Source organism: Streptomyces sp. NPDC048417 (assembly GCF_040651615.1).
In the GTDB taxonomy this organism is placed as follows: Bacteria; Actinomycetota; Actinomycetes; order Streptomycetales; family Streptomycetaceae; genus Streptomyces.
This window is the reverse complement of the sequence record NZ_JBEZKI010000018.1, coordinates 38,855-63,061: the sequence shown is the minus strand read 5'-3', so window position 1 is coordinate 63,061 and position 24,207 is coordinate 38,855. Positions and strand designations below refer to the sequence as shown.

General features: G+C 71.5%; 25 protein-coding genes and 2 pseudogenes. 14 read left to right on the top strand and 13 right to left on the bottom strand.

Annotated features, from left to right (window positions below):
- The first annotated feature begins 38 nt into the window (after positions 1 to 38).
- Positions 39 to 518, top strand: a complete 480-nt coding sequence (locus tag AB0D59_RS27405) for a transposase (protein WP_362570518.1) — start codon at positions 39 to 41, stop codon at positions 516 to 518.
- Between the two features lie 24 nt (positions 519 to 542).
- Here AB0D59_RS27405 and AB0D59_RS27400 read toward each other — a convergent pair whose 3' ends face one another.
- From AB0D59_RS27400 to AB0D59_RS27385, 4 genes are all read right to left on the bottom strand, one after another.
- Positions 543 to 1,253 (bottom strand): FadR/GntR family transcriptional regulator, encoded by a 711-nt coding sequence (locus tag AB0D59_RS27400; protein WP_362570515.1) that lies wholly within the window; start codon positions 1,251 to 1,253, stop codon positions 543 to 545.
- Positions 1,250 to 1,525, bottom strand: a complete 276-nt coding sequence (locus tag AB0D59_RS27395) for a nitroreductase/quinone reductase family protein (protein ID WP_362570512.1) — start codon at positions 1,523 to 1,525, stop codon at positions 1,250 to 1,252. Before AB0D59_RS27395 ends, AB0D59_RS27400 begins: the two co-directional genes overlap by 4 nt.
- Before the next feature lie 195 nt (positions 1,526 to 1,720).
- Positions 1,721 to 2,239, bottom strand: coding sequence for a YceI family protein (locus tag AB0D59_RS27390; protein ID WP_362570509.1), 519 nt, complete (start codon positions 2,237 to 2,239; stop codon positions 1,721 to 1,723).
- A 20-nt stretch (positions 2,240 to 2,259) separates the two neighbouring features.
- Positions 2,260 to 2,493: a hypothetical protein gene (locus AB0D59_RS27385; protein ID WP_362570506.1), complete on the bottom strand. Its 234-nt coding sequence runs from the start codon at positions 2,491 to 2,493 to the stop codon at positions 2,260 to 2,262.
- A gap of 283 nt (positions 2,494 to 2,776) precedes the next feature.
- Between AB0D59_RS27385 and AB0D59_RS27380 the strand changes: the two genes are divergently transcribed.
- Positions 2,777 to 3,337, top strand: a complete 561-nt coding sequence (locus AB0D59_RS27380) for a MarR family winged helix-turn-helix transcriptional regulator (protein WP_362570503.1) — start codon at positions 2,777 to 2,779, stop codon at positions 3,335 to 3,337.
- A 690-nt stretch (positions 3,338 to 4,027) separates the two neighbouring features.
- Entirely contained in the window at positions 4,028 to 4,951 is a 924-nt protein-coding gene (locus AB0D59_RS27375; RefSeq protein WP_362570500.1) for an NADP-dependent oxidoreductase, read from the top strand.
- A 163-nt stretch (positions 4,952 to 5,114) separates the two neighbouring features.
- Here AB0D59_RS27375 and AB0D59_RS27370 read toward each other — a convergent pair whose 3' ends face one another.
- From AB0D59_RS27370 to AB0D59_RS27350, 5 genes and pseudogenes are all read right to left on the bottom strand, one after another.
- Complete coding sequence (locus AB0D59_RS27370) at positions 5,115 to 6,257, bottom strand: PP2C family protein-serine/threonine phosphatase (RefSeq protein ID WP_362570497.1); 1,143 nt, start codon at positions 6,255 to 6,257, stop codon at positions 5,115 to 5,117.
- A 168-nt stretch (positions 6,258 to 6,425) separates the two neighbouring features.
- Positions 6,426 to 6,824: a nuclear transport factor 2 family protein gene (locus tag AB0D59_RS27365; RefSeq protein ID WP_362570494.1), complete on the bottom strand. Its 399-nt coding sequence runs from the start codon at positions 6,822 to 6,824 to the stop codon at positions 6,426 to 6,428.
- Between the two features lie 59 nt (positions 6,825 to 6,883).
- Positions 6,884 to 7,065, bottom strand: a pseudogene (locus tag AB0D59_RS27360) (helix-turn-helix domain-containing protein); the annotation flags it as partial.
- A gap of 658 nt (positions 7,066 to 7,723) precedes the next feature.
- A complete protein-coding gene (locus AB0D59_RS27355; protein WP_362570491.1) occupies positions 7,724 to 8,545 on the bottom strand; it encodes an SDR family oxidoreductase in 822 nt (273 codons plus the stop codon).
- Between the two features lie 85 nt (positions 8,546 to 8,630).
- Complete coding sequence (locus AB0D59_RS27350) at positions 8,631 to 10,229, bottom strand: IucA/IucC family protein (protein ID WP_362570488.1); 1,599 nt, start codon at positions 10,227 to 10,229, stop codon at positions 8,631 to 8,633.
- A gap of 92 nt (positions 10,230 to 10,321) precedes the next feature.
- Here AB0D59_RS27350 and AB0D59_RS27345 point away from each other — a divergent pair, with 92 nt between their 5' ends.
- From AB0D59_RS27345 to AB0D59_RS27335, 3 genes are all read left to right on the top strand, one after another.
- Positions 10,322 to 11,854, top strand: a complete 1,533-nt coding sequence (locus AB0D59_RS27345) for an IucA/IucC family siderophore biosynthesis protein (protein ID WP_362570485.1) — start codon at positions 10,322 to 10,324, stop codon at positions 11,852 to 11,854.
- A gap of 107 nt (positions 11,855 to 11,961) precedes the next feature.
- The gene (locus AB0D59_RS27340) at positions 11,962 to 13,236 is read left to right on the top strand and encodes a VWA domain-containing protein (protein WP_362570482.1); all 1,275 of its coding nucleotides are present in this window, start codon (positions 11,962 to 11,964) and stop codon (positions 13,234 to 13,236) included.
- Entirely contained in the window at positions 13,236 to 14,039 is an 804-nt protein-coding gene (locus AB0D59_RS27335; protein WP_362570479.1) for a hypothetical protein, read from the top strand. The genes AB0D59_RS27340 and AB0D59_RS27335 overlap by 1 nt, the downstream gene beginning before the upstream one ends.
- 52 nt (positions 14,040 to 14,091) lie before the next feature.
- On the opposite strand, the gene AB0D59_RS27330 is transcribed toward AB0D59_RS27335, so the two are convergent.
- On the bottom strand, positions 14,092 to 14,718 hold the full coding sequence (locus AB0D59_RS27330) for a winged helix-turn-helix transcriptional regulator (RefSeq protein ID WP_362570476.1): 627 nt from the start codon (positions 14,716 to 14,718) through the stop codon (positions 14,092 to 14,094).
- Between the two features lie 81 nt (positions 14,719 to 14,799).
- Here AB0D59_RS27330 and AB0D59_RS27325 point away from each other — a divergent pair, with 81 nt between their 5' ends.
- From AB0D59_RS27325 to AB0D59_RS27305, 5 genes are all read left to right on the top strand, one after another.
- Positions 14,800 to 16,008: a pyridoxal phosphate-dependent aminotransferase gene (locus tag AB0D59_RS27325; protein WP_362570473.1), complete on the top strand. Its 1,209-nt coding sequence runs from the start codon at positions 14,800 to 14,802 to the stop codon at positions 16,006 to 16,008.
- Between the two features lie 49 nt (positions 16,009 to 16,057).
- Complete coding sequence (locus AB0D59_RS27320) at positions 16,058 to 16,588, top strand: hypothetical protein (protein WP_362570471.1); 531 nt, start codon at positions 16,058 to 16,060, stop codon at positions 16,586 to 16,588.
- 3 nt (positions 16,589 to 16,591) lie between these two features.
- Positions 16,592 to 17,200: a histidine phosphatase family protein gene (locus AB0D59_RS27315; protein ID WP_362570468.1), complete on the top strand. Its 609-nt coding sequence runs from the start codon at positions 16,592 to 16,594 to the stop codon at positions 17,198 to 17,200.
- A gap of 183 nt (positions 17,201 to 17,383) precedes the next feature.
- Positions 17,384 to 18,007, top strand: coding sequence for a hypothetical protein (locus AB0D59_RS27310; protein ID WP_362570465.1), 624 nt, complete (start codon positions 17,384 to 17,386; stop codon positions 18,005 to 18,007).
- Positions 18,008 to 18,120: 113 nt separating this feature from the next.
- A complete protein-coding gene (locus AB0D59_RS27305) occupies positions 18,121 to 18,543 on the top strand; it encodes an acyl-CoA thioesterase (protein WP_362570462.1) in 423 nt (140 codons plus the stop codon).
- A 54-nt stretch (positions 18,544 to 18,597) separates the two neighbouring features.
- Here the strand turns inward: AB0D59_RS27305 and AB0D59_RS27300 are convergent, their stop codons facing one another.
- Entirely contained in the window at positions 18,598 to 18,999 is a 402-nt protein-coding gene (locus tag AB0D59_RS27300) for a helix-turn-helix domain-containing protein (protein ID WP_362570459.1), read from the bottom strand.
- Between the two features lie 132 nt (positions 19,000 to 19,131).
- Here AB0D59_RS27300 and AB0D59_RS27295 point away from each other — a divergent pair, with 132 nt between their 5' ends.
- Positions 19,132 to 20,577, top strand: coding sequence for an MFS transporter (locus AB0D59_RS27295; RefSeq protein ID WP_362570456.1), 1,446 nt, complete (start codon positions 19,132 to 19,134; stop codon positions 20,575 to 20,577).
- 39 nt (positions 20,578 to 20,616) lie between these two features.
- Here the strand turns inward: AB0D59_RS27295 and AB0D59_RS27290 are convergent, their stop codons facing one another.
- A complete protein-coding gene (locus tag AB0D59_RS27290) occupies positions 20,617 to 21,480 on the bottom strand; it encodes an NAD(P)H-binding protein (protein WP_362570453.1) in 864 nt (287 codons plus the stop codon).
- Between the two features lie 93 nt (positions 21,481 to 21,573).
- On the opposite strand from AB0D59_RS27290, the gene AB0D59_RS27285 reads away from it, so the two are divergent.
- Both AB0D59_RS27285 and AB0D59_RS27280 read left to right on the top strand, forming a co-directional pair.
- A complete protein-coding gene (locus AB0D59_RS27285; protein ID WP_362570915.1) occupies positions 21,574 to 22,368 on the top strand; it encodes a helix-turn-helix domain-containing protein in 795 nt (264 codons plus the stop codon).
- Between the two features lie 71 nt (positions 22,369 to 22,439).
- Positions 22,440 to 22,625: pseudogene (locus tag AB0D59_RS27280) on the top strand (chitosanase); the annotation flags it as partial.
- Positions 22,626 to 22,660: 35 nt separating this feature from the next.
- Here the strand turns inward: AB0D59_RS27280 and AB0D59_RS27275 are convergent.
- Positions 22,661 to 24,049 (bottom strand): nucleobase:cation symporter-2 family protein, encoded by a 1,389-nt coding sequence (locus AB0D59_RS27275; RefSeq protein WP_362570450.1) that lies wholly within the window; start codon positions 24,047 to 24,049, stop codon positions 22,661 to 22,663.
- Positions 24,050 to 24,207: the final 158 nt, after the last annotated feature.

Sequence of the window (24,207 nt, the reverse complement as noted above, 5' to 3'; positions counted from 1 at the left end):
ACGCGAAGACCTGGTCGCAGTGAGGCCGGACCCCGGTCGTGCGGGTCCGCGGCCACTCCCGCAGATGGATCTCCATCGCTGCTCTGACCTGCTACAAACCCGGCCACCGGTCCCGGCTGATCTACCGGCCTCGCAGGGACGACGGCCCACGCGACGGCCGCAAGAGCTTCTCCTGGCGCGACTACCGGGACCTGCTGATCGCCGCACACCAGCAGCTCGGCGGCCCGATCGTGCTCATCTGGGACAACCTCAACGTCCACAAGGCCGCCGGCCTGCGCGAGTTCGCCGCCTCCCGGGACTGGCTCACCATCTACTACCTGCCGCCCTACGCAGCCGACCTCAACCCCGTCGAAGGGATCTGGTCACTGCTGCGACGCGCCTGGCTCTCCAACGTCGCCTTCAGCACCCCCGAACACCTCGTCCAGCGCATCCGACGCGGCCTACGGCACATCCAGTACCGCAACGACCTCATAGACGGCTGCCTCGCCGAGACCGGCTTGACCATCAGACCCGCCTGAGCAAGCGACACCACGAGTTCAACCTCAGTAGCAGTCAGGCCGTACCGTCAGGTAGGCCTTCGCGAGGTTGTCCAGGTGGCGCTCCATCGCGTCACGGGCAGCCTCAGAGTCCCCGTCCCGGACAGCGCGGAAGACATCTTGGTGGTCGTCACATACTTGCGCCCAGAATTCCTCACTCGGCGACTCCCGGTCGATTCTGGAACGGAGTACCGACTCAATCGGGGCGCTCAGCGCCGCGACCAGAGGATTGCCTGCAGCCTCGAGCAAGAGGTTGTGGAAACGGTGGTTCTCTGCCCACTGCTCCGGGCCGTGCAAGTCTCGCGCACGATCCACCGATTCAGCCATCTTGGCCAGATCCGCGTCACCCCGCCTGCTGGCCGCAAAGCCCGCCGCCGGGATCTCGAGTAGTCGGCGTGCTTCGGCCATCTGATCCGTGGTCAGTTGAGTCCTTGAGAGCAGCGTCAGGGCCGTCTGCATGTACGCCGCCACATCGGCAGGCGATGGTTCCGCGACGAACGTGCCGCCGGTAACCCCCCGGACGGTCGTGATCAAGCCTTCAGCCTCAAGCCTGCGGATCGCCTCACGCCAGGTACTGCGTGACACCCCGACCTGGCCCGGTAGCTCCGGCTCGGTCGGGAGCTGCTGCCCCGGCATCAGCTCCCCGAGCACGATTCTCCGGCGAAGCTCATCGGCAACCCGCAGGTAGCTCGGCGGGGAAGCGGTCTGTTTATTCACGCCCCGAATGTACCTCCGGCCCGTTCTTGGTGTCCTGCTGGTGGTCGGCCGCGGCGGCGCTTGCCCGTGACGGGCCGGGCGAAGACGTAGATGATGCCCGGCTCGCTCTCGTGCGGAAGGTACATCACCGGACTGACGTACTCTCGCCCGCTCTTGCGGCCGTGGTGATGCAACAGGACGATCGGAGCGCCCTCGAAGACTCCGCCGACCTTGCCCTCGTTCGCTCGGAACTCCGCGATGGTCTTCGCGTTCCAGTCGAGCGCCTCGCTCATGTCGAACTCCTGTTGTTCACGATCCCGGGGCGTGCACCGGGACCAGGTGTCGGATGATCCGGCGATCAGGCCTTCGACCTGATATTTCATGCCGGCGACGGGATGTGAACCCGTCCGGTGCGTCCCAGCAACGGATGCCTCGACAGCCCGCGCTCCAGCGCTGTGGCGTCGCGTTGCGGCGTGAGGCCCTCGCTGTCAGGCCCGGGTGAAGTGCAGCGTGGCCGTCATCGTGGCCGGACCGCGCAGCATTCCACCCCAGTTCCAGGCGAGACCGTACTGGGTGCGGTCGACCTCGAACCGCGTGGTCAGCATGATGGCCTCGGACGTCGTCTCGGCGATCGTCGCGGTGAGGTTCTGCGAGCGGGTGACGCCGCGAACAGTGAGCTGAGCGTCGACGGAGACCGTCTTGCCGTCCGGGCCGAGCGTTGCGCTGCGCACCGAGACAGAGATCGTCGGGTGGTGCACGGTGTCGAAGAAGCGGTCGGAGCGCAGGTGCTCGTCCCGTTTGGCGTTGGCTGTGTCCAGGGACGCCGCGTCGATGGTGATGGTTCCGCTGGCCGACCCGCGGTCGTGGACCTCGGCCTTGCCGGACTGCGGGACGAAGGCGCCGTTGACGGTGGCCAGGCCCCACATGGCTTTGTGGCTCACCCCGATCGTGGACCGGGCGGCATCCAACGTGTAGGTGCCGACTTCGATGGCGGTGGAGGTGGTCATGGAGAATTCCTTAAAGTGACTTATTCGAGCAGGACGGTCAGGTCGTGCTCGGTGTTCTCTCTGGGTCCGAACGCGCTGAAGTTCTCGAACTCGGTTCGAAGCAGGACGGTGACTTGCCGGCGCACATCGGCCATCCGCAGTTCGGCGGCGATCAGCCGCGGCTGCCCGGCCGCGCGGGCGCGCCCACACCGCCTGTCTCTGGCCGCCGACTTGGCCTCGTCCAGGTGCGATAGCGGGTAGTCGGGCAGGTCCATCGGTTCGTACCCGGCGTCATTGTGCCGAGAGGTGACGTCGCAGACCCCTCGGCGACCTGCTCGCCATCGCGGTCCGGACGGGTGCTGCCTCGGATGATGCCGATTCTGGCCATGACACGGACCTCCCACGGAACGCGGACGCGACTGGTCCAGAATTTGTTGTCATGTAAACAACTCCAGATTATGCCGCCGGAGAGTTACATGTCAACAAACCCGGAAGGCTCCAGGCGTGGACGAAACCGGCCGACCGTACGTGTCAACACCCCCAGGTAGGCTCGACGGCATGGATCAGGAGTGGCTGGACGAGCGGGAGACCCGGGCCTGGATCGCGTACCAGCGCATGCGCATCGAGGTCAACGAAGTGCTCGCCCGCCGACTGGCCCGCGACTTCGGCCTGACCGAGGCGGACTTCGTGGTCCTTCTCAGGCTGTCCAACAGCCCGGAGCACAGGCTGCGCGCCCGCGACATGGCAGCCGCGCTGCACTGGGAGCGAAGCCGCCTCTCGCGCCAGGTCTCCCGGATGGAGACTCGCGGCACGGTCATGCGCGCACCGAGCGAGGGCGACGCCCGCGGCTACGACGTCGTGCTCACCGATGCGGGCCGGGCCGCGTTCAAGGCCGCCTGGCCGGCCTGGAAGGCGGGAATCCGCCACTGCTTCGCCGACGTGCTCTCCCCGGAACAACTCGACAGCCTCACCGACATCGCCGAGGCGATCGACAGCCACTACAGCGCGCAGCACTGCCCCGGCGCACCGAACGACCCGGCGCAGGCCGACAGCCCCGGCACGGCAGCGGCCGGCACCGAGCCCTGCGCCGAAGGGGATTCGCTCGAATCAGCTTGCTGAGGGCGCGATGCAGCTCCTGCGCCCCGGGCGCCGCAGGGCATCCGCCGGCCTGCTCGACGCCCGCCGCGACGCCCTTCATCTCGGTCGGGCGTGCTCCGGCCTGAGACCGGACCAGGCCGGAATGGGCGGTGACGACGACAAGGGCCGGGACCACCCCGCCGGCGGAGTGGGGTTCTTGATCGCGTCCCCTGACGCGCGCGGGCGCGCGGCCATCGATATCCGAGTCCCTCGATGCCGAGACCAGGGCGGAACAGGGACGGCGGGAAGCGGCCCAGCACCTACCGGCACTCCGGTCCGCTGCCCGAAGTCGCGGGCCGACGGCCGAGCCCTTCGTTGACCTCGACACGCACGCGCTGGAACGCGATCCGTGAAGTCCACTCCGTTTGTTGACATGTAAACCTCTTCGGCCTAGCATGAGGACGAAGTTGTTTACATAGCAACAAAATCTGGGTGAGGTTGCGTCCGATTCATCCGCGAAGGTGGCCCTCGGCATACCCAAGAGCGAGCGGACCAGCTTCGAACAATCAGGCAAAGGCCTGCCGTGACCGGCGCAGCGCCTCCTTACCCACCTGACGGCAGGTCTGGCGGCGGCCTGCCTCCCGGCGGGAGATTTTCAGAAGCGGATCGACAGGGCGAGCCAACCTGCGGGTACTTCCAGGCGCATTCCAAACGAATGGAGATGTAGGAATCATGCCAAAAGCAGTCAGGTACGACGAGTTCGGCGGGATCGACGTGTTGCGGGTCGTCGAGGTGGAACGCCCGGTGCCCGCGGACGGGCAGGTTCTCGTGCGCGTGAAGGCGGCCGGCATCAACCCCAGTGAGGCGGCCATCCGCACGGGGGCGGTGGCGAAGATGTTCCCGTCGACGTTCCCGTCCGGGCAGGGCAGCGACCTCTCCGGGGTCATCGAGGAGGTCGGCGCCGGGGTCGACGGATTCTCGCCCGGCAACGAGGTGATCGGGTTCAGTAACAAGCGCGCCTCCCAGGCCGAGCTGGTCCTGGTCGAGGCCGGCGACCTCACGCGCAAGCCGGAGAAGGTCTCATGGGAGGTGGCCGGCAGCCTGTACGTCGTCGGCGTGACCGCGTGGGGGGCGGTACACGCCGTCGAGCCCAGGGCAGGCGAGACCGTCGTCATCTCGGGAGCCGCCGGGGGTGTCGGCTCGCTCGCCGTCCAGATCGCGCGCCGTACCGGGGCCACGGTCATCGGCCTGGCGAGTGAGAGCAACCACGAGTGGCTGAAGAGCCACGGCGTGATCCCGGTCGCGTACGGTGACGGAGTCGAGGACCGGATCAGGGCCGCCGCGCCCAGCGGCGTCGACGCCTTCATCGACACCTTCGGCCAGGGGTACGTCGAGTTGGCGCTCGCCCTCGGCGTCGCGGCCGAGCGGATCGACACCATCGCCGATTTCGCGGCCGCCGCCAAGTACGGGGTGAGAACTGACGGGGGGACAGCGGCCGGCCCGGGCGCCAAGGTGCTCGCCGAACTGGCCGGCCTCATCGCCGACGGACATCTCGAGGTACCGATCGCGAACGCCTACCCGCTGGCGCAGGTCCAAGAGGCCTACACGGAGCTCGAACGCCGCCACACCCGCGGCAAGATCGTCCTCAAGCCCTAGCCTGCGGGTGCTTGGTCAGGTTGGTGTCTCCGTCGTACGTCAGCGCCGTCGCGCTTTCCCTGACCGCGGTAGGGGGTTCGTCAGGCCTCGGGTCGGCGGACGGCTGTCCGAACCGGGGGCTCGTCAGGCCTCGGGTCGGCGGACGGCTGTCCGAACCGGAATCCTACGCATCGCGCTGGACGACGATCATCGCCATGTCGTCGTTCAGCACGCCGCCCGTGTACGCCCGGACGTCTGCCGCGAGCTGCTCGACGAGCGGACCGGGCGCCTTGTCCGCCCAGGCCGTGGCGCGCTCGGCGAGCGGATAGAAGTCACCGTCGGCGTTCCGGGCCTCGCTGACGCCGTCGGTGTACAGGACCAGACTGTCGCCGTGCGCGAACCGGAAGGTCGCCGGCACATAGCAGGCGCCGGCGCTGTCCGGGCAGTCCGCGTCGGCGGGCCACACGCCGAGGCCGAGCGGGGGCGACGGGTCGGGAACCGTCAGCGCCAGCGCCGTCCTGGCGCGGCCGCGCAGCAGGAGAGGTGGCGGGTGCCCGCAGCTGATCAGATGCACCACGGGCTCGTCGTCCGGGATGTCCATGACGGCGGCGGTCACGAAGCGCTCGCCGTCGTCCTCCCTCGGCTCCGAGAACTCCGCGAGTCCCCACCGGACGGCGTCCTCGATGTAGGCGACCAGCTCCGGCAGCGGGATCCGGCGGTGTGCGGCGGCCCGGAAGGCGCCCAGCACGATCGCCGTGTCGCTGATGGAGGGGAGTCCCTTGCCCCGGACGTCCCCGATGAGCAGCCGCGTGGAGCCCGGGATCCGGGCGGCGGCGTACAGGTCACCGCCGATGGTCGCGTCCGCTTCGGCGCTGCGGTACTTGGAGGCGAGAGTGACAGGTCCGGCCCGCTGCGGCAGCGGCCGCAGCACGACGCGCTGTGCTGCGTCGGACACCGAGCGCGCCCGGGCGAGCTCCCGTTCGCGCCGGTCCCGTACACGGGTGAAGAGGACGAGGAAGGCGCAGACGGCGAGCAGCGCGGAGAGCTCGACGAGGACACTCTCGGTGGTCAGGGTCCGTCGTTCCACGCCGGCGTAGACCAGTGCGAGGACCGCCAGCGCCCCGATCAACGCGGTGGCGCGCGGCCCGGCGCCGACCGCGGTGACCGCCACGGCGACGACGAGGAGGTGGGCGAGATGGATGTCGGGCGGCAGAAACCCGTCGGCCACCGGGATCGCGATGATCAGCAGGAGGGGGCCGACCAGCCACAGAGGCCGCGCCGAATGACGCCATGCCCGCAGGGTCTCGACCACAGATGCAGTGATCATCGCAGCGCTCACGTCGTGCTCCGGTGCTCGTCGTCCTACCGCACCAACACATGACGACATGTCCCCCATTCCCTGACACAGTCTCCTGTGATCGTTCGGCCGCGTTCCACGTCGTCGTGGTCGGCGGGGGTTCGTCGGCCTCCGGCCGGGCCGTTCCCGGCGCTGGGCTCACTCGGCGGGAAACCGGTCGCCGAACATCGGCCATCCGCCCGCGGATTCCGGTCGGGTCGCCTCGGCCTCCCAGACATCCCAGTGCTCGGCGAGCTTTCCGTCCTCGATACGGACCACGTCGGCGACCACCGAGGCGGCGGGAGCGCCACTGCCGGCATAACGGCCGTACAGCATGACGTAGTCGCCTTCGGCGATCACGAACTGGTTCTCGTAGCGGAGGGTGTCGGGGAGAGCCCGAACGAGACCGAAAAGACCCTCGCGGCCCGGCGGAATATGCGCGCTGTGCTGAATGTACTCATCGGACCAAAACTTTTCGGCTGCCGCGTAATCGCGCTTTCCGAACAGGGTGTCGAAGGCATTCAATGCCAGCTCTTTGTTCTGTGCGGGTGTTGTCATGCGAGCCTCCCGTGATCGATGCGATTCCCGTGCCCTCGCCCCGGCGGCAGGCCTCCGCGATGCCGGCCCTGTTCTAGGCGGGCGTAGTAGTCCGTGCTCACTCCGGCCAGATGTGCGATCCCCTCGCGGCGCAGTCCCGGTACCCGGCGTGCTCCGCCGGTAAAGGCCACCCCGGCGCCTCGGGCCGCAGACGGGCACGCCGCGAGCGCGGAAAGTCACCCAGTTCGCCGTTGTGCTTCATATGGCCAGTATGGCTCCCGCGGTACGGCGAGGGCGCGGTGAAGGTGGACCAGTCGGACCTAGGTTCAGGAAGGCGTACAGGAAAGGACCACGCGTGCGTAGGGAACGCAATACTGGCGGCCGGGGAATTCACCCTTCCCGCGATAAGACCGGAATGACTTTCCCAGCGGAATCCTTTCCAACTCCCCCGAATGGACCGCACAAAGGAGATCACCATCACCGAGTTCGCGCCTGTACCCGACCGCTCTGGGTCCGGACATCCCGGAGTCCGGGTTCGTCGTCCAGGACCTGGGGGGTGGTGCCTACTTCGTGACCCAGGGGTGATCAACACGATGTTCGTGGTGACGAAGAAGGGCGTCGTCGTAGTCGACGCCTCGCCGTTCCTCGGGCCGCGGTGGAGGAGGTCGTGAGGCGCCCCGCATGCGCGGCCTCGGCCTCGGCCTCCTGGGCGACGAAGTCCCCCACGACGAAGGCGCGCCCCGCTCGACCGCGCACCGGCCCTGAGCGGCAGAGACCCCCGTGAGTACGGCACGGGAAGACGGCTCGGCCCGGGCGAACGCCGGGACAGAGCCGTCGGGCCGCGCTGGGGGGCGCCGCACCAGCGCCCCAGAGTTGACGTCGCCGACATCGATGTGCGGATGGCTTCCGCGCTCCGGTGCTCAGTGCCCGGCGTCCCCGCCCCGGCTCTCGACGCGGAAGCCGAACGGCACCGTTCCCGGGTCGAGGGCGGTGATCCCGCCGTCCACCGTGAGGGTCGCGCCGTTGACGAAGGAGGCCGCGGGCGACAGCAGCCAGCCGATCGCCTCGGCGACCTCGGCCGGGTCGCCGGGGCGGGCGCTGGGCACCAGCCGCGTGGCCTCCGTGTACGCCTCCTCGACCCCGCCGGCCATGCCCTCCTCCGCCGCGAACCGGGCCATCCGCCCGTCGGCCATCTCGGTGCGCACCCAGGTGGGACACACGGTGTTGGCCCGCACCCCCTGGCCGCCGTAGTCGACGGCCACCGAGCGGCACAGCTGGAGGAGCGCGGCCTTCGAGGTGGCGTACGCGGCGTTGCCCCACCCGTTGCGCAGCGCCGCGACCGAGGCGACCGCGACCACCGCGCCGCGGGCCCGGAGCAGGTGCGGGAGGGCCGCGCGGAGGGTCAGGAAGGGCCCGGTCAGGTTGGTGCGCAGCACCTCGTCCCAGGTCTCGTCCGAGAGGTCCCCGACCGCGCCGCTGCGGCCGATGCCCGCGTTGAGGACCAGTCCGTCGATCCGGCCGTGGCGGGCGACCGCGGTGTCGATCAGGTCCTGGACCGCCGCCGGGTCCGAGAGATCGCCGGGATGCGCCAGGGCGCCCGTCTCGTCGGCCAGTCGCCGCAGCGGCTCGGGCCGCCGCCCGCCGATGACGACCTGGTGCCCGGCGGCCCGCAGCAACCGGGCGGTGGCGGCACCGATGCCGGTTCCGCCACCCGTGATGACGACAACATGCGCGTCGGCCATGGCCGTTGGGGCTCCTCACCAGCCGGGGATCGGGCACCATGATCCTAGGCGGATCCGCCGGGCCGGCCCGGCGACCGCCACGACTTCAGGCCAAGGGGTTCGGCAACGGCAGATAGCGCGCGTCGGCGCCGTCCGCCCCGGTCCAGCGCAGCAGCAGGTTCGTCTTGCCCGGCAGGGTCGGCGACGCCAGCAGCCCGGCCACCTCCGGAAGCGGATGCCGGGCCAGCTCCCGGCGGGCCGCGGGCCATGGATCGAACCCGGGGTGGCGCTCGGCGAGCGCGGCGGCGACCTCGATCAGATGGTTGACGACCAGGCAGTACACCAGCCGCTCCCACCCGGCGGCCCGGTCCACGTCGGCCAGCAGCTTGACGCCCTCGGCGTCCCGGTACAGCGCCTGCACCGGCGTACCGTCCGCGTCGACGGCGACCAGGGTGTTCTGCAGATGCGCTTCGAGGACGACGCCGTGGTCGGCGAAGGCCGTGAGCGCCGGGGGTACGACCGCGCGCAGGTACGCCTGCCACCAGGCCCCCGGATCCGCCGTCGCGGCCAGGGGGCTGCCCTCGAAGCCCTCCACCAGGCCGGCCGCGAGCAGCGGGGTCACCCCGGGCGGCAGCGACCCGCGCAGCCCGTCCCGGACGACGACCGCGAGTGCCTCGAAGGCGAAGCGGGCGGTGCGGTAGCCGCGGTCGCCGAGCCAGGCCGCGGGCCCGCCCATCGCCGCGAAGGCGGCGGTCACGGCCGTGTCCGTCCGGCGTAGTTTCCGCAGGTCGTGCGCCCACAGCCGACGGATGTCGTTGGTGATCCGGACGTCCAGGCTGAACTTCAGGAAGAGATCGCGCTCCGGCTCGTAGACCGTGCGGATCGCGGCCGTCGGCCAGACCGCGAAGTCCGTCTCCCGCAGCCGCACCAGCCGCCCGTCGGCGAAGGCCGGGGCCAGCTCACGGGCGGCCAGGTCGAGCTGCCACGGGTGGGCCGGCAGCAGCCGGTAGCCCGGCGGTGCGGCGGCCAGCGCGTCCAGCGCCGACATGTCGCCCTCCTCGGCCACCTGGTCCGCGCGCACCCCGAGCAGCACCAGCGGGAACCGGGCGTACGCCTCGGGCGCGTACGGCAACCAGGCGGTGACCGGGCCGCCGCCGCGGGCCTTCGGGGCGGGGTGGTAGGGATGGCCGGTGATGAGGGACTGCTCCGAGCGCAGATACGGGTCGTCGGGCGCCGTCGCCCGGGCGCGTGCCGTGAGCAGCGCGGCGACCACGTCCCGGCTGTCGATCATCTCGGCCGGCAGGTCGCCGTTGGACAGCCCCGTGTGCGCGCGCAGCTCCTCGGCGACGAGTTTCACCAGCTCGGTGTGGCCGATACGGTGCCAGCGGCCGGCCGCGTACACCTCGGGCGCGGCGGGCCGGCGCGCGCCGCGCACCCGCAGCAGCCGACCGCCGCCGGGCAGCCGGTAGACCCGCGGCTTCCCTTGCCCGACGCCCGGGAGCGGCCCGTCCCCGGTGTCCGGGAGCGGCCCGTCCGCGGTGTCCGGGAGCGGCCCGTCCGCGGTGTCCGGGAGCGGCTCGGCCGCGGTGTCCGGGAGCGGCTCGGCCACCTCCCGCAGCAGGCAGTTGAGCAGGGGCGCGGCAGCGTACGCGTCGGCGCGCTCGCCGACACCGTCGCTGGGGGGCATGAGATCCACGCGTTCCATTCGTTCGCTACGTCCACAGTCCGATCACGATCAGTATGTCTGCCGTAATCAGCCATCATGACCCTCGTACCCGTCCTCCGAGGAGCCCTCCCGTGCACCGTCCCTCCCCCATCGAGACACAGCTCGCGACGGAGCTGGCCGAGGCGCGGCCGGACCTGGTGTCCGGGTACACGGCCGAGCTGCCCGGTGCGCGGGCGGCGGTGCTGACCCGGCTGTGGCGGGCGCTGGCGCACGAGCCGCTGCCGTGGGTGGCGCGCCGGGTGCGCGGGGCGCACAGCCTGGCCCTGTGGCTGGCCGACGGGCGCGCGCTGCACGGCCCGCGCGCGGATCCGTACGCCACCGACGCGTATGTGACCGCCGTACGTCTGGACGGGGTGTCGTACGACGATCCGGCGCGGTTGATGACCGATCTGGGGTGGCCGCACTCGGCGGGGTTCGCGGCCGAACTGGGGCACAGTGCCGCGTCGTTGGCGCTCTCGCGGGCGAACCGGGAGTTCCCTCCGAAGGAGTGGCCCGTGGGGGTCCCCCCGGCCGAAGGCTGGGGGAGGGACTGGGAGTGGGAGCAGCGGGTGGTCGACGGGCACCCCTTCCACCCCAACTGCCGTTCCCGGCCCGGTTTCTCGGCGGCGGAGCAGCTCGCGTACGGGCCGGAGCACCGGCCGGTGGTGCGGCTGGAGACGGTCCCGGTGGCGGCCGGGGAATGTCTGCTGACCGGCGAGTGGCCGGGCGAACTCCGCGATGCGGGCCGGCTGTTGATCCCGGTGCATCCGTGGCAGACCGCCCATGTCCTCAAGGGCGGCCCCAGCGAGCCCTGGCGGACCGCGCACCCCCTGATGTCCCTGCGCACCCTCGCCCTGCCCGACGGACCGCATGTGAAGACCGCGCTCAGCGCCCGGCTGACCTCGTCCGTCCGGGACATCTCGACGTACTCGATCGACGCGGCCGCGACCCTGTCGTCCTTCGCCACGGATCTGGCGTCCCGCACGGACGGGCTCCTGCACATCACCCGCACCCTGGGCGCGGCGACCGCCGGCTCCCCCGATCTGGCGGCCGTGTTGCGTGAGTCGCCCGAGGTGTACGCGGCGCCGGGCGAGCGGGTCCTGCCGGTGGCCGCATTGGCCGGCACCGGGCTGCCCGCATCGCCGTCCTGGCTGGCCGGGTTCGCCCGGCTCGCCCTGACGGTGGGGCTGCGGCTGCTGGACCTGGGCGTGGCCCTGGAGGCACACGGCCAGAACCTCCTCGTGGTGCTGTCCGGGACCGGTGCGCCGCTGCGGCTGGTCTACCGCGACCTGGCCGACATCCGCCTCAGCCCGGCTCGTCTGGCCCGGCACAGCATCGCCCCGCCCGAGCTGACGGGACGCCTGGTCACGGACGACGAAACGACTCTGCGCCGCAAGCTGTTCGGCTCCCTGGTCGCGGGCGCCCTGGCGGGCACGGCGGGTTCGGGACCGGCCCTGGCGACGGCTCTGGAGACGGCCGTACGGGACCTTCCCGCCACCCCCGACCTGACAGCCCTCCTCGAAGGCCCGCTGCCGGCGAAGGCGTTGACGCTGATGCGGCTGTCGCCCGAGGTGCCCGGGGACCAGTGGGCGGCACTGCCGAATCCGCTCGCCGACGGACGGTGAGCGCTCACCTGCCTGCCCGCCACCCTCCGTTGGCCTGCCAGCCGCTCGCGTTTCGGCGTCCGGACCTCGTTTTGGAGCCCGGCGCCTCTGATCAATAGGATCCGCCGATGATCAGAACACAACGGACGGCGGCAGGAGTCTGCGCTCTGCTCGCCGCCCTTGCGGCCGGGATCGCGTTCCCCGGCGGAGCGGTCGCCGACGAGACGGACGAGACGGGCCAGGCTGCTCCCAAGGTGGAGCTCGTGCTGGACGTCAGCGGTTCCATGCGGGCGGCGGACATAGACGGCGGGACGCGGATGGCCGCGGCCAAGCAGGCGTTCAACGAGGTGCTGGACGCGACACCCGAAGGGGTCCAGCTCGGCATCCGCACGCTGGGCGCCAACTACGCCGGAAACGACAAGAAGACCGGCTGCAAGGACACCGCGCAGCTCTACCCGGTCAGCACCCTGGACCGCACCGAGGCGAAGACCGCCGTCGCCACGCTCACGCCGACCGGGTGGACCCCGATCGGCCCCGCACTCCTCAAGGCGGCCGACGATCTCGAGGGCGGTACCGGGACCCGCCGTATCGTCCTGATCAGCGACGGCGAGGACACCTGCCAGCCGCTGGACCCCTGCGAGGTGGCCCGCGAGATCGCCGCCAAGGGCGTCGGGCTGACCATCGACACGCTCGGCCTGGTGCCGGACGCCAAGACCCGGGACCAGCTGAGCTGCATCGCGGACGCGACCGGCGGCACCTACACCTCCGTCCAGCACAAGGAGGAACTGACCGACCGGGTAGGGCAGTTGGTTCACCGGGCCGCCGATCCGGTGGTGACACCGGTGGCCACGGACGGCACCGGCCAGTGCTCCTCGGCGCCCGCGCTGAAGTCGGGGCTGTACACCGACCGCGAGGAGTTCGGGCAGCAGCGCTGGTACAAGGTCGACGTCAACCCCGGCCAGGAGCTGCGGGCTTCGGTCAGCGTCGCGGCCGACCGGGCCGTCAACCCGGACTACGGCGTGCTGCTGCGCGCGGTGACCGTGCACGGACGCGAGATCGTGCGGGGCGAGGCGTCGGGCACCGGCCGTACCGACGTCATCTCGACCGGTCTGCGGTACCCGAAGGCCGAGAGCGACGACGACGAGGACACCACCGCGGAGACCGTCTGTCTCCAGGTGACCAACTCCTTCTCGGCGACGTCCGGCGTGAAGACCAGCCCGGGCCTGCCCGTCGAACTGACGGTGGATGTGGTGGACGGGCCGTCGAAGGCGTCCGACGTCGCCTCCTTCGGTCTCGGCCGCGGCTGGTGGCTGCTCGGGGCGCTGGTGCTGACCGGCTTCCTCGCGGGTCTGGTGTGGGGCTGGGTGTCGCGCTGGCGGGTAGCGGTCTGGAGGACCAACTGATGTCGATCACACGTGTGTTGAGCGCCGCCCTGCTGGCGGTGGGCCTGGCCGCGGGCCCGGCGTCTGCCGACGACGCCTCCCCTTCTCCCAGTTCCTCGGCGGACAGCGGCGCGCCCACCCAGGCGGGCACCTCCTTCCGTACGGCGACCGAACTCGACCAGGGCCAGCAGGCCACCGCCACCGGATCGACGGGCGACTACCTGTACTGGTCCTTTCCCGCCGACGCCGGCCAGCGCCCCGACGTCAAGGCGACGGTGAAGCTGCCCGACTCGCACGCGGCGCAGACCTGGCAGATCGACGTGTACGACGGGCTGCGGCGCCGCCAGGCCTGCCAGTACGGCGCGGCGACCCGCACGGCCGCACAGGGCGCCGAGTCGGTACAGCTGGCCTGCGTGACGCGCACCGTGCGGGCCTGGTCGGAGCCGTGGGCCAACGACCCGCTGCCCGGCACGTACTACGTCCGGCTGACGGTGGTGGACCTCGGCAACGCGGACCTCGGTCAGCCGGTGAGCGCCGAGGTCCAGGTGGACTCGAAGGACATCGGCGGTTCGGCGGCGGTGGACGGGTCGCTGGCGAAGCCACTGGTCCCCGGCATCGCGGTCAGCTCCGAGAAGAGCGACGACGACAGCAAGGCGGCGGTGCTCTCCAGCTTCGGTTCGGACGACGGCTGGTCCTCGGGCTGGTGGACCGACCGCTGGGTGTGGACCGGGATCGGCGGGGTGCTGGCCGCGCTGGCCGGCATCGGCGGATACGCGTTGACCCGAGGACCGGGACGGCCGTACCGGGTGCCGCCGGGCGCCTGACCTGACGTAACCGGTGACCGGGCCCCCGTTCGCGGCGGGCCCGGTCGCCGTTTCAGGCGTCCCGCAGCCCCTTGGCCAGCGCGCCGTCCCCGGTCACCGTCACCCGCCCGGCCCGGATCGCGTCCGCCAGGCCCAACTCCCCCCGGGCCAGGGCCGTGCAGGTCCCGACGTCGAGCACGAGCCGTGCGTCGGGTTCGCGCGGCGCTGGACCGTCGCCGTACACCGGGCCGTCCGTCGCGCCGGCGTACAGATGGAAGTCCCCCTCCCCCAGCCGGACTTCGACCAGTCCCTCGCCGTCCAGAGCCCGCAGCAGCGGCAGCGCGAACCAGTGGGCGCGGACCGCGTCGGTGGGCCGGCGCTCGCCCAGCTCGGGCTCCCCCCACCTTCCCAGCGCCTGGAGCACCGGGAGCAACTCCCGCCCGCGCGCGGTGAGTTCGTAGACGTACGCCGCAGCAGGCGGGGGCAGCCGCCGCCGGGTCGTGACCCCGTCCCGCTCCATGTCCTTCAGCCGGGAGGCGAGGACGTCCGTGCTGACCCCCGGCAGGTCCGCGTGCAGGTCGGTGTAGCGGCGGGGACCGGCGAGCAGCTCCCGGACGATCAGCAGGGTCCAGCGGTCGCCCACCACGTCGAGGGCGCGGGCCGCGGAACAGTACTGGTCGTAGCTTCGGCGAGGTGACATGCGACGCAGTCTAGACAAGGTGTTGGACTTTCCAAGCTGCTACTTGGTAAAACCAAGCAACACGAGTTTCCGGAGGGGCGCATGGAGTTCCGGCAGTCCAACAAGCTCAGCGAGGTCTGTTACGAGATCCGCGGGCCGGTGATCGAGCACGCCGACGCGCTGGAGGAGGCGGGGCACAGCGTGCTGCGCCTGAACACCGGCAACCCCGCGGTGTTCGGCTTCGAGGCGCCGGAGGAGATCCTCCAGGACATGATCCGGATGCTCCCGCAGGCACACGGCTACACGGACTCGCGCGGCATCCTCTCCGCCCGCCGGGCCGTGGCCCAGCGCTACCAGGCGCTCGGCCTAGAGGTCGGCGTCGACGACGTCTTCCTCGGCAACGGCGTCTCGGAGCTGGTCTCCATGGCCGTACAGGCGCTGGTGGAGGACGGCGACGAGATCCTGATCCCCGCCCCGGACTTCCCCCTCTGGACGGCGGTGACCACCCTCGCGGGCGGCAAGGCGGTGCACTACCTCTGCGACGAGCAGGCGGAGTGGTACCCGGACCTGGCCGACATGGAGTCGAAGATCACGGACCGCACCAAGGCCGTGGTCATCATCAACCCGAACAACCCGACCGGCGCGGTGTACCCCAAGGAGATCCTGGAGGGCATCCTCGACCTGGCCCGCCGGCACGGCCTGATGGTCTTCGCGGACGAGATCTACGACCAGATCCTGTACGACGACGCCGTCCACCACTCGGTCGCGGCTCTCGCCCCCGACCTGGTCGTCCTCACCTTCTGCGGCCTGTCCAAGACCTACCGGGTGGCCGGCTTCCGCTCCGGCTGGCTGGTGGTCACCGGTCCCAGGCAGCACGCCAAGGACTACCTGGAGGGCCTCACCATGCTGGCCTCCATGCGGCTGTGCGCCAACGCGCCCGCCCAGTACGCCATCCAGGCCGCGCTCGGCGGCCGCCAGTCCATCCGCGAACTCGTCGCCCCCGGCGGCCGGTTGCACGAGCAGCGCACGGTGGCCTGGGAGAAGCTCAACGAGATCCCCGGCGTGAGCTGCGTCAAGCCCAAGGGCGCGCTCTACGCGTTCCCGCGGATCGATCCCAAGGTGCACCCGATCCACGACGACGAGAAGTTCGTCCTGGACCTGCTCCTCCAGGAGAAGATCCAGGTCGTCCAGGGCACCGGCTTCAACTGGCCCACCCCGGACCACTTCCGCATCCTCACCCTCCCGTACGCGGACGACCTCGAGACCGCGATCGGCCGGATCGGGCGGTTCCTGAGCGGGTACCGGCAGTAGGGCTCGCCGGAGCCGTGCCCGGGCCGGGCAACCGGGGTAACCCATCCCCATGACCCAGCGTCCCCTGCTCCTCCTCGACGTCGACGGACCCCTCAACCCGTTCCGGGCCCGGCTGCTTCGGCATCGCGGGTACGTGACCCACAGGCTGCACCCGGCGAACTGGTCCGCCCGCCAGACACCCGGCTCCCGCAGACTCCGCCGCGGGCTGCGGGTGCGGCTGCACCCGGGACACGGGGCGCGGCTGCTCGCGCTGCCGTACGAGCTGGCCTGGGCCACCACCTGGATGCATGAGGCCAACGAGATGATCGGGCCGGCCGTCGGACTGCCCGAACTGCCCGTCATCGAGTGGCCCGAGCTGTTCGCCAAGGATCCGGACGGGCTGTACTGGAAGACGCGGACCGTGGTGGCGTGGGCGGCGGGGCGGCCGTTCGTGTGGGTGGACGACATGGTGACCGTGCTGGACGTCTGCCATGTCGCCGAGCACCACGACGGCCCCGCGTTACTCCTTCCGGTCGACCCCCGCCACGGCCTACGGGCGCGTGAGTTCGCCGAACTGGAACGCTGGGCTCATAGCCTCTGACGTATGGCTGATGTCTTTCTCGTCCGGCACGGTGAGACCGAGTGGTCGCGGTCCGGACGGCATACCGGGTGGACCGACGTGCCCCTCACCGAGCACGGGCGGGAGGAGGCGCGGCGGCTGGTGCCGCTGATCCGGTCGCACCGCATCGGCGCCGCCTTCGTCAGCCCGCTCCAGCGGGCCCGGGAGACCGCCGAGCTGATCGGCGTGTCCGATGCCCGGGTCGACGCCGACCTGCGGGAATGGGACTACGGCGGCTACGAGGGCGTGACCACCGTGGAGATCCAGCGCACCCGGCCGGGGTGGTTCCTCTTCACCGACGGGGTCGCGCCCGGTCCGCCGGAGCACCCCGGGGAGACCCCGGAGCAGGTAGGAGAGCGGGCCGACCGGATGCTGTCCAAGGTCGAAGCGGCCCTCGCCAACACGGAGGGGGTCGTGCTGCTGGTGGCCCACGGCCACTTCCTGCGCGTCCTCACCGCCCGCCGCCTGGGCCTGCCCCCCTCCGACGGCGCCCTCTTCCAGCTGGCGACCGGAACGCTGTGCCGCCTCGGCACGGAACACGACCGCCCGGTGATCGCGGGGTGGAACATCCGACCGGCCGAGCCGATCCGGTAACGGCAGGCGGCACACGGCACGCGGCAGGCGGCAGGCGGCAGGCGGCAGGCGGCAGGCGGCAGGCGGCAGGCGGCAGGCGGCAGGCGATGATCTTCGACCGGTCGAGTGTCAGTGCGCGGTCGTAGCCTTCGAAGCACGGATCGGTACGCGTCCGTACGGATCGACGCCGGAGAGGAGCACGCCGTGACCCGACCGCCCGCTGCCGCGCAGCGGCGGGTCATCGATGCCGCCGATCCGGTCAGCGGACGGCTGCGGGGTACGCAGGCGCAGTTGGCGGCGCTGGTGAAGCGGGGGCTCGCCTTTCGGCACCCGCGGCCGCCGCACGACCACTTCCTGACGCCTGCGGGGCATCGGATACGGGAGGCGGCGGCGCCGCAGCCCCCGGCGGTGGCGCTGGCCGAGCCGGACGGGGTGTTCGCCGCGCGGGTCGGCGGTGAGGAGGCCGTCGATGACGGGCCCGCCCGCGCGCGTGAGGTGCACAGCGCCTGGCAGGGGCTCCTGGAGCTGCGCCGGATGACCAACCCCGACGGCGCCACGGACCGGCCGTGCGGATGGGAGCGCACGCATCTGGTGCGGGCCGCCGCGCTCGCCCTGGAGGCGGCCGGGCACCCGTCCGAGGGACCCGCGACCGCCGGCTACCGGGTGCGGGCCACTCCGCAGCCCGAGGCGGTCGCCGTGTACGCGCCGGAGGGCGAGCCCCTGCGGGCGTGCGCGGACACCCTGGAGCGGGCGGGGTGGCAGACCGGCGAGTACACGGAGCCACGGACTCGCACGCGCTATCTGCTGGCATCGCCGCGCCGGGTGTGACGGGCGTGCCAGGATGCCGACAAAGGATCAGTGCGTCGTACACGAGACGTCGTACACGAGAAGTCGTGCACGAGGCGTCGTACACCAGACGTCGTACACGAGAAGGGGAAGTCGTGAGCGAACCGTATTCCGTCCGCGTCACGGTCCGTGGCTACGAGACCGACGTGCAGGGCCATCTGAACCAGGCGGTGTACCTCAACTACGCCGAGCACGCCCGCTGGTCGCTGCTCCAGGCCGCCGGGATCACCCAGGCTGGCCTGATCGGGCGGGGCGTGGGCCCGGTGGCGCTGGAGACGACCATCCGGTACAAACGGGAGCTGCTCGCCGGTGACGAGGTCGATGTGACCTGCGTGTTCGAGTGGGGCGAGGGCAAGACGTTCCGGATACTCCAGTCGATCACCAAGGCGGACGGCACCCTGGCCGCCGAGGTGGAGGCGGTCGGCGGGCTGCTTGACCTCAAGGCCAGGCGGTTGATCGACCGTCCGAGCGAGGCCTTCAAGGAACTCACCTCGGCTCCGGACCTGTTCGGCTTCTGAGGGTCCGGCGGACCGCCCCCGAACGGTCCAACCCGTCTACGCCGTCAACGCCGTCTACACGTCGAGCAGTTCGGGCTGGTGCTCGGCGTCGTAGGCCGCCCGCGCCTGCGCGATGTAGCCGCGGTTGTGCTCGGCCCAGTCGGTCAGCCGCTGCAGCGTCTCGTGCAGTTCCAGGGCCACCGGGGTGAGTCCGTACTCCACCTTCGGGGGCACGGTCGGATACACGGTGCGGATCACCAGCCCGTCGCGCTCCAGGTTGCGCAGGGTGAGGGTCAGCATCCGGCGGCTGATGCCCTCGATGCCGCGCTCCAGTTCGGTGAAGCGGATGGGGCCGTGCGAGGCCGCGACCAGGATCTGGACGCTCCACTTGCCGGCGACCCTGTCAAGAACCTCGCGGACCGGGCAGGCGCCCGCGTTCACGACCTGGACGGTCACACCGGTGTTCCTCTGGGACATCGAGCTGCCTCCTTACGTCTCCCCCCATGGTCACTCACCATGAACTCCGTTACAAGTCATGCACCTTGTGCACGAACTGTTCCTGTTCACCTGTCTGGTGAGTTCTACGGCGATTGCGGAGGCCCAGAGGCCATGTCGACCACGACCGGAAAACCGACACCGACACCGGCGGCCCCGGTGGCGCTCTCACGAACATACCCCCGTTGGGCGTCCCTCGCCGTGCTGTGCACGGGGATCCTGATGACCGTCCTCGACGGCAACATCGTCACGGTGGCGATGCCGGCCATCCAGCGCGACCTGGGTTTCAGCGGTCCCGGGCTGGCCTGGGTCGTCAACGCGTATCTGATCCCGTTCGGCGGGCTGCTCCTGCTGGCGGGGCGTCTCGGCGACCTGCTGGGCCGCAAGCGGATGTTCACGACGGGCCTCGCGCTGTTCACGGCCGCCTCCTTGCTGTGCGCGGTGGCGACCGGGCAGGGGGTGCTGATCGCGGCGCGGGCGATGCAGGGCGTGGGCGGGGCGATGACCTCCGCGGTGGTGCTCGGCATGCTGGTCGCCCTCTATCCGGAGCCGCGTGAACAGGGCCGGGCCATCGCGGTGTTCAGCGCGGTCGGCGCGGCGGGCGGCGCGCTCGGCACCTTTCTGGGCGGGGCGCTCACCCAGGCGCTGAGCTGGCACTGGATCTTCCTGATCAACCTGCCGGCAGGGCTGGCCGCCTGGTTCGCGGCCACCCGGGTCCTCGCCCCTGAGCGGGGCGCCGGACTGCGCCAGGGCGCCGACTTCCCGGGCGCCGCGCTGGTCACCGGCGCCCTGATGCTCACGGTCTACGTCATCGTCGGCGCCGGCGGCCGCGGCCCGCTGGCCACCCTCCTCCTGACGGCCCTGGCGGTCGCCCTGTTCACGGCGTTCACCCTCCGCCAGGCACGCGCCCGTCGCCCGTTGCTGCGGCTGCGGCTGCTGCGCTCCCGGCTGCTCGCCGGCGCCAACGCCGTACAGGTGCTGATGATCGCGACCATGTACGGTTTCCAGTTCCTCGGCGCGCTGTACCTCCAACGCGTCCTCGGGTATGGCGAGTTGGCGACCGGCACGGCCTTCCTGCCGGCGCCGGTCGCGATCGGGCTGCTGATGCTCGGGCTGTCCGCGCGGACGATCGCCCGCTACGGCGCGTACCGGGTCCTGCTCTGCGGTCTGACGCTGATCGTGGCGGGGACGGCCCTGTGGAGCCGGATGCCGGTCGGCGCCTCGTACGCCGTCGACGTGCTGCCGCCGCTGCTGCTGCTCGCCGCGGGGTTCGCCGCGGCGATGCCGGCGCTGACCGGGCTGGCGATGTCCGGGGCGCGTGAGGAGGACGCGGGCCTGGCGTCCGGGCTGTTCAACACCACGCAGGTGGTGGGCGGTTCGCTGGGGCTCGCGGTACTGAGCACCCTGGCGGCGAGCCGCACCGGCGGACTCCTCGACCGGGGTGCGGAGTTGATCCCCGCCACGGCGGAGGGCTACCGGCTGGCGTTCCGGGCGGCGACCGGAATCGCGGTGGCCGCCCTGGTGCTGGCGGCGGCGATACTGCGGCCGCGGAACCGGTGAGCCGGTACCACGGCCGCTGCGGGCCCTGCGCCGGAGTACTCAACTCGCCTCGAAGAGGCCCCTGTTGTCATCGGCCCAGGTGCGGAAGGTTCGGGCCGGGCGGCCCAGCGCCTCGGCCACGTCCTCGGTGACCGACGCGTTGCCTCCGGCGCGGACGAACGCCAAGCCGGTCAGGACGCCTTCCGCCCGGGCCCCGTCCATGCCCCAGGCCGTGCGGAGGAAGTCGCGGATCTCGTCCGGGGACAGGTCCCGGGTCGGAACCGGGCGGCCGAGGACCTCGGCGAGCACGGCGGCCTGGCCGGGCACGGTGATCGCCTCGGGACCGGTCAGGACGTACGTCCGCCCGGCGTGCCCGGCGTCGAGCAGGGCCCGCACCGCCACCTCGGCGATGTCGCGCGGGTCGATCACGCCCGAGGCGCCGTTCCCGGTCATGTTGGGCACCGGCTGGCCCGCTCCGAGCGCTTGCGTCCAGGTCAGCGTGTTGGAGGCGAACGACGACGGCTGAAGGACCGTCCAGGCGAGCCCGCTGTCCCGCACCGCCCGCTCGCCGTCGACATGCCACTGCGCGGAGGGGCCGGAGGCGGGATCGCCGGTGGCGATGGCGGAGAGTTTCACCAGCCGCTCCACGCCCGCCGTCCGTGCCGCGGCGACCAGCGCCGCGTCCTCTCCCCCGTCGGGACCGGGCGGCCGGAGCAGGAACGCGGCCGTCGCCCCGGACAGCGCGGCGTCCAGGGAGGCGGGATCGCCGAAGTCCCCGCGTACCACCTCCACCCCGGCGGGCACCCGCGCCTTCGCCGGGTCGCGGGTGAGCGCGCGCACCTTCCTGCCGCGGGCGGCCAACTGTCGTACGACGTCACTGCCGATGGTGCCCGTGGCACCCGTCACCAGAATCATGCGGACCACGATGGGCGGGTCCGGGTGGCCGGCTCTTGGAAATTCCGGCACGGCCGGGCCGCCCGGACGGTGGCGCGGCTCGCTTACCGTGGAATCGTGCCGATGACCAACGCCCAGTCGCTTCCGGCCCCGCCCGAGGGGTTGCGCCCGTGGGTCGCCGAGGTGCGGACCATGTCCTTCGCCGAACCGCCCGAGGGGACGTTCGTCCAGCTGCCGGACGCGGTGACCAAGGTGGTGCTGCGGGTGACGGGGGACGGACGGCGTGACGTCCTGGCCGTCGGGCCGCGGGTGCGGGCGACCTACCACGAGGGCAAGTCGCACATCGAGTGTGTGGAGTTGCGCCTCGCTCCGGGAACCGCCCGGCCTCTGCTGGGTGTTCCGGCCGCGGGGCTGGTCGGCCGAGTGGTGCCGCTGGACGCCCTGCCGGGCGGGGCGGCCCGTCGGTTCGCACGTGAGGTGCGGTGGCTGGACCCGCGGGAGGCGCTGCCGCGCATCACCGAGGTGCTGCCCGGGATGCTGTCGGAGCAGACGGATCCGGCCCGGACGGCGCTGCTGCGCGCGGGCGTCGAGGCCCTGTCGGTGCGGCTGAACCGGGCACCCGCCCAGGTACGGGACGTGGCCCGGGAACTGGCGGTCAGCGAACGCCAGTTGCGGAACCTGTTCACCGACGGCATCGGTGTCTCCCCGAAGCACTACGCCCGCATCGACCGTGTGCGCACCCTCGCCGCGCGGGCGGGCAGCGCGGGCTGGTCCGAACTGGCCGCCGCCACCGGCTACTTCGACCAGTCGCACATGACGACCGATTTCCGTGCCCTGATGGGTGTCCCGCCCCGCTCGTACCTGACCGGCCGGCTCCCCGCGCTCAGCCCGTGCCAGGCGATCCGGGCCGCCGGGTGAATTCGGATGCGTGACGGCGGCCGTGGCATTCCCGAGTTGCCGCGCCACGCTCAACTGCCTTTGCCGGTTTCGGCCGCGTCCGCGGACGGGCCCGCAGGCATGCGGCCACCACCGCGGACGGCGGTGGCCGGCAGGATTACCTCGACGCCTTCCTCGGCGCCCGCGCGTGGGCGATGAAGCAGGAGGCCGCCCACAGTGACGTCAGCCGGGTGGAAACCTCCCAGCGAGTGTTTCTCGGGGCGGGCGGCCTCGGCCTGGCCAACCCCCTCAAGTGGAAGGTGTACGGGGGCGGTTACGAGAGCGACCGAGGCGGCACGAGCGGCACGGCTCCCAGGGCCTCCGGGGCTTCGGAGGCCGTGTCCGTCGCTTCCGCGCCCCGCCGGCCCAGGTGGTTGAAGACGAGGTTGAGCAGTACGGCCGCCACGCAGCCCGTCGAGATGCCCGAGTCCAGGACGATCCGGGCGGTCTCCGGGAAGGCGTGGTAGAAGTCCGGCGCGGTGATCGGGACGATGCCGACGGCGAGGGACACGGCGACGATCAGCACGTTCTCGTCCCTGTCCAGGCCTGCCTTGACCAGGGTCTGGATGCCGCTGGCCGCCACCGAGCCGAAGAGGACCACGCCCGCGCCGCCCAGCACCGGCCGGGGTACGACGGCGATCAGCGAGGCCGCCATCGGGCACAGGCCCATCAGCACCAGGAAACCGCCGCCGGCCGCGACCACGAACCGGCTGCGGATCCGGGTCATCGCGACGAGGCCGATGTTCTGGGCGAAGGCGCTGCACATGAACCCGTTGAAGAGCGGGCTGATCGCCGAGCCGAGGGTGTCGGCGCGCAGCCCGGCCGCGATCGTCCGCTCGTCGGCGGGGCGTTCGACGATCTCGCCCAGCGCCAGCATGTCCGCGGTCGACTCGGTCATCGAGACCACCATCACCACGCACATGGAGAGGATCGCGGCGATGTGGAACTGCGGGGCGCCGAAGTGGAAGGGGGCCGGGAAGCCGACGACGTCCGCGTCGGCGACCGGGCCGAAGTCCGTGAGGCCGAAGGGCAGGGCGACGACCGTGCCGGCGACCAGGCCGATCAGCACGGCGATCTGTTTGACGAAGCCCCGGGTGAAACGGCGCAGGAGCAGGACCACGAGAAGGGTCGCGGCGGCCAGGCCCAGGTACTTGGCCGCCCCGTAGTCGTGCGCCGCCGGGTCGGGGCCCTGCGCCCAGCCGAAGGCGACCGGGAGCAGCGAGACGCCGATGAGGGTGATGACCGTGCCGGTGACGACGGGCGGGAAGAACCGGACCGCCTTGCTGAAGAAGGGGGCGGCGAGGAAGCCGAGGAGGCCGGCGACGATCACCGCGCCGAAGATGACCGGCAGGGCGTCGGACTTGTCGTGGGTGGAGGCGGCGATCGCGGTCATCGGGGCGACCCCGGCGAAGGTGACGCCGTTGACGAAGGGCAGCCGGGCGCCGATCTTCCAGACGCCGAGGGTCTGGAGGAAGGTGGCGAGGCCCGCGGTGAAGAGGCAGGCGCCGGTGAGGAAGGTCAGTTCGGCGCCGGACAGGCCGATGGCCGCGCCGACGATCAGGGGCGGGGCGACGACTCCGGCGTACATCGCGGCCACGTGCTGGAGGCCCGTGGTGGCCATTTTCAGGGGCGGGAGTTTCTCGTCGACGGGGTGCGAGGACACGGCGGCTCTCCTCCGGTCGGGTACGCGTCGGCTCTGACGCGGGTTTCAGGGAGGTGGTGCGTTGTCGGTCATGGGGGCACCTCCCGCTCGAGCGAAGCCGAGAGTGGGGGAGGGACCGAGGGGGGACGGGTGACCGTTCCTGGGCGCGCGCGAGGAAG

Coding starts and splice junctions, on each gene's coding strand:
- AB0D59_RS27385 (WP_362570506.1), bottom strand. CDS start 2,493: ATGGACCTGCCCGACTACCCGCTATCGCACCTGGACGAGGCCAAGTCG.
- AB0D59_RS27335 (WP_362570479.1), top strand. CDS start 13,236: ATGTCGATCACACGTGTGTTGAGCGCCGCCCTGCTGGCGGTGGGCCTG.
- AB0D59_RS27325 (WP_362570473.1), top strand. CDS start 14,800: ATGGAGTTCCGGCAGTCCAACAAGCTCAGCGAGGTCTGTTACGAGATC.
- AB0D59_RS27390 (WP_362570509.1), bottom strand. CDS start 2,239: ATGACCACCTCCACCGCCATCGAAGTCGGCACCTACACGTTGGATGCC.
- AB0D59_RS27395 (WP_362570512.1), bottom strand. CDS start 1,525: ATGAGCGAGGCGCTCGACTGGAACGCGAAGACCATCGCGGAGTTCCGA.
- AB0D59_RS27350 (WP_362570488.1), bottom strand. CDS start 10,229: ATGGAACGCGTGGATCTCATGCCCCCCAGCGACGGTGTCGGCGAGCGC.
- AB0D59_RS27295 (WP_362570456.1), top strand. CDS start 19,132: ATGTCGACCACGACCGGAAAACCGACACCGACACCGGCGGCCCCGGTG.
- AB0D59_RS27380 (WP_362570503.1), top strand. CDS start 2,777: ATGGATCAGGAGTGGCTGGACGAGCGGGAGACCCGGGCCTGGATCGCG.
- AB0D59_RS27375 (WP_362570500.1), top strand. CDS start 4,028: ATGCCAAAAGCAGTCAGGTACGACGAGTTCGGCGGGATCGACGTGTTG.
- AB0D59_RS27285 (WP_362570915.1), top strand. CDS start 21,574: ATGACCAACGCCCAGTCGCTTCCGGCCCCGCCCGAGGGGTTGCGCCCG.
- AB0D59_RS27355 (WP_362570491.1), bottom strand. CDS start 8,545: ATGGCCGACGCGCATGTTGTCGTCATCACGGGTGGCGGAACCGGCATC.
- AB0D59_RS27370 (WP_362570497.1), bottom strand. CDS start 6,257: ATGATCACTGCATCTGTGGTCGAGACCCTGCGGGCATGGCGTCATTCG.
- AB0D59_RS27315 (WP_362570468.1), top strand. CDS start 16,592: ATGGCTGATGTCTTTCTCGTCCGGCACGGTGAGACCGAGTGGTCGCGG.
- AB0D59_RS27320 (WP_362570471.1), top strand. CDS start 16,058: ATGACCCAGCGTCCCCTGCTCCTCCTCGACGTCGACGGACCCCTCAAC.
- AB0D59_RS27365 (WP_362570494.1), bottom strand. CDS start 6,824: ATGACAACACCCGCACAGAACAAAGAGCTGGCATTGAATGCCTTCGAC.
- AB0D59_RS27340 (WP_362570482.1), top strand. CDS start 11,962: ATGATCAGAACACAACGGACGGCGGCAGGAGTCTGCGCTCTGCTCGCC.
- AB0D59_RS27330 (WP_362570476.1), bottom strand. CDS start 14,718: ATGTCACCTCGCCGAAGCTACGACCAGTACTGTTCCGCGGCCCGCGCC.
- AB0D59_RS27300 (WP_362570459.1), bottom strand. CDS start 18,999: ATGTCCCAGAGGAACACCGGTGTGACCGTCCAGGTCGTGAACGCGGGC.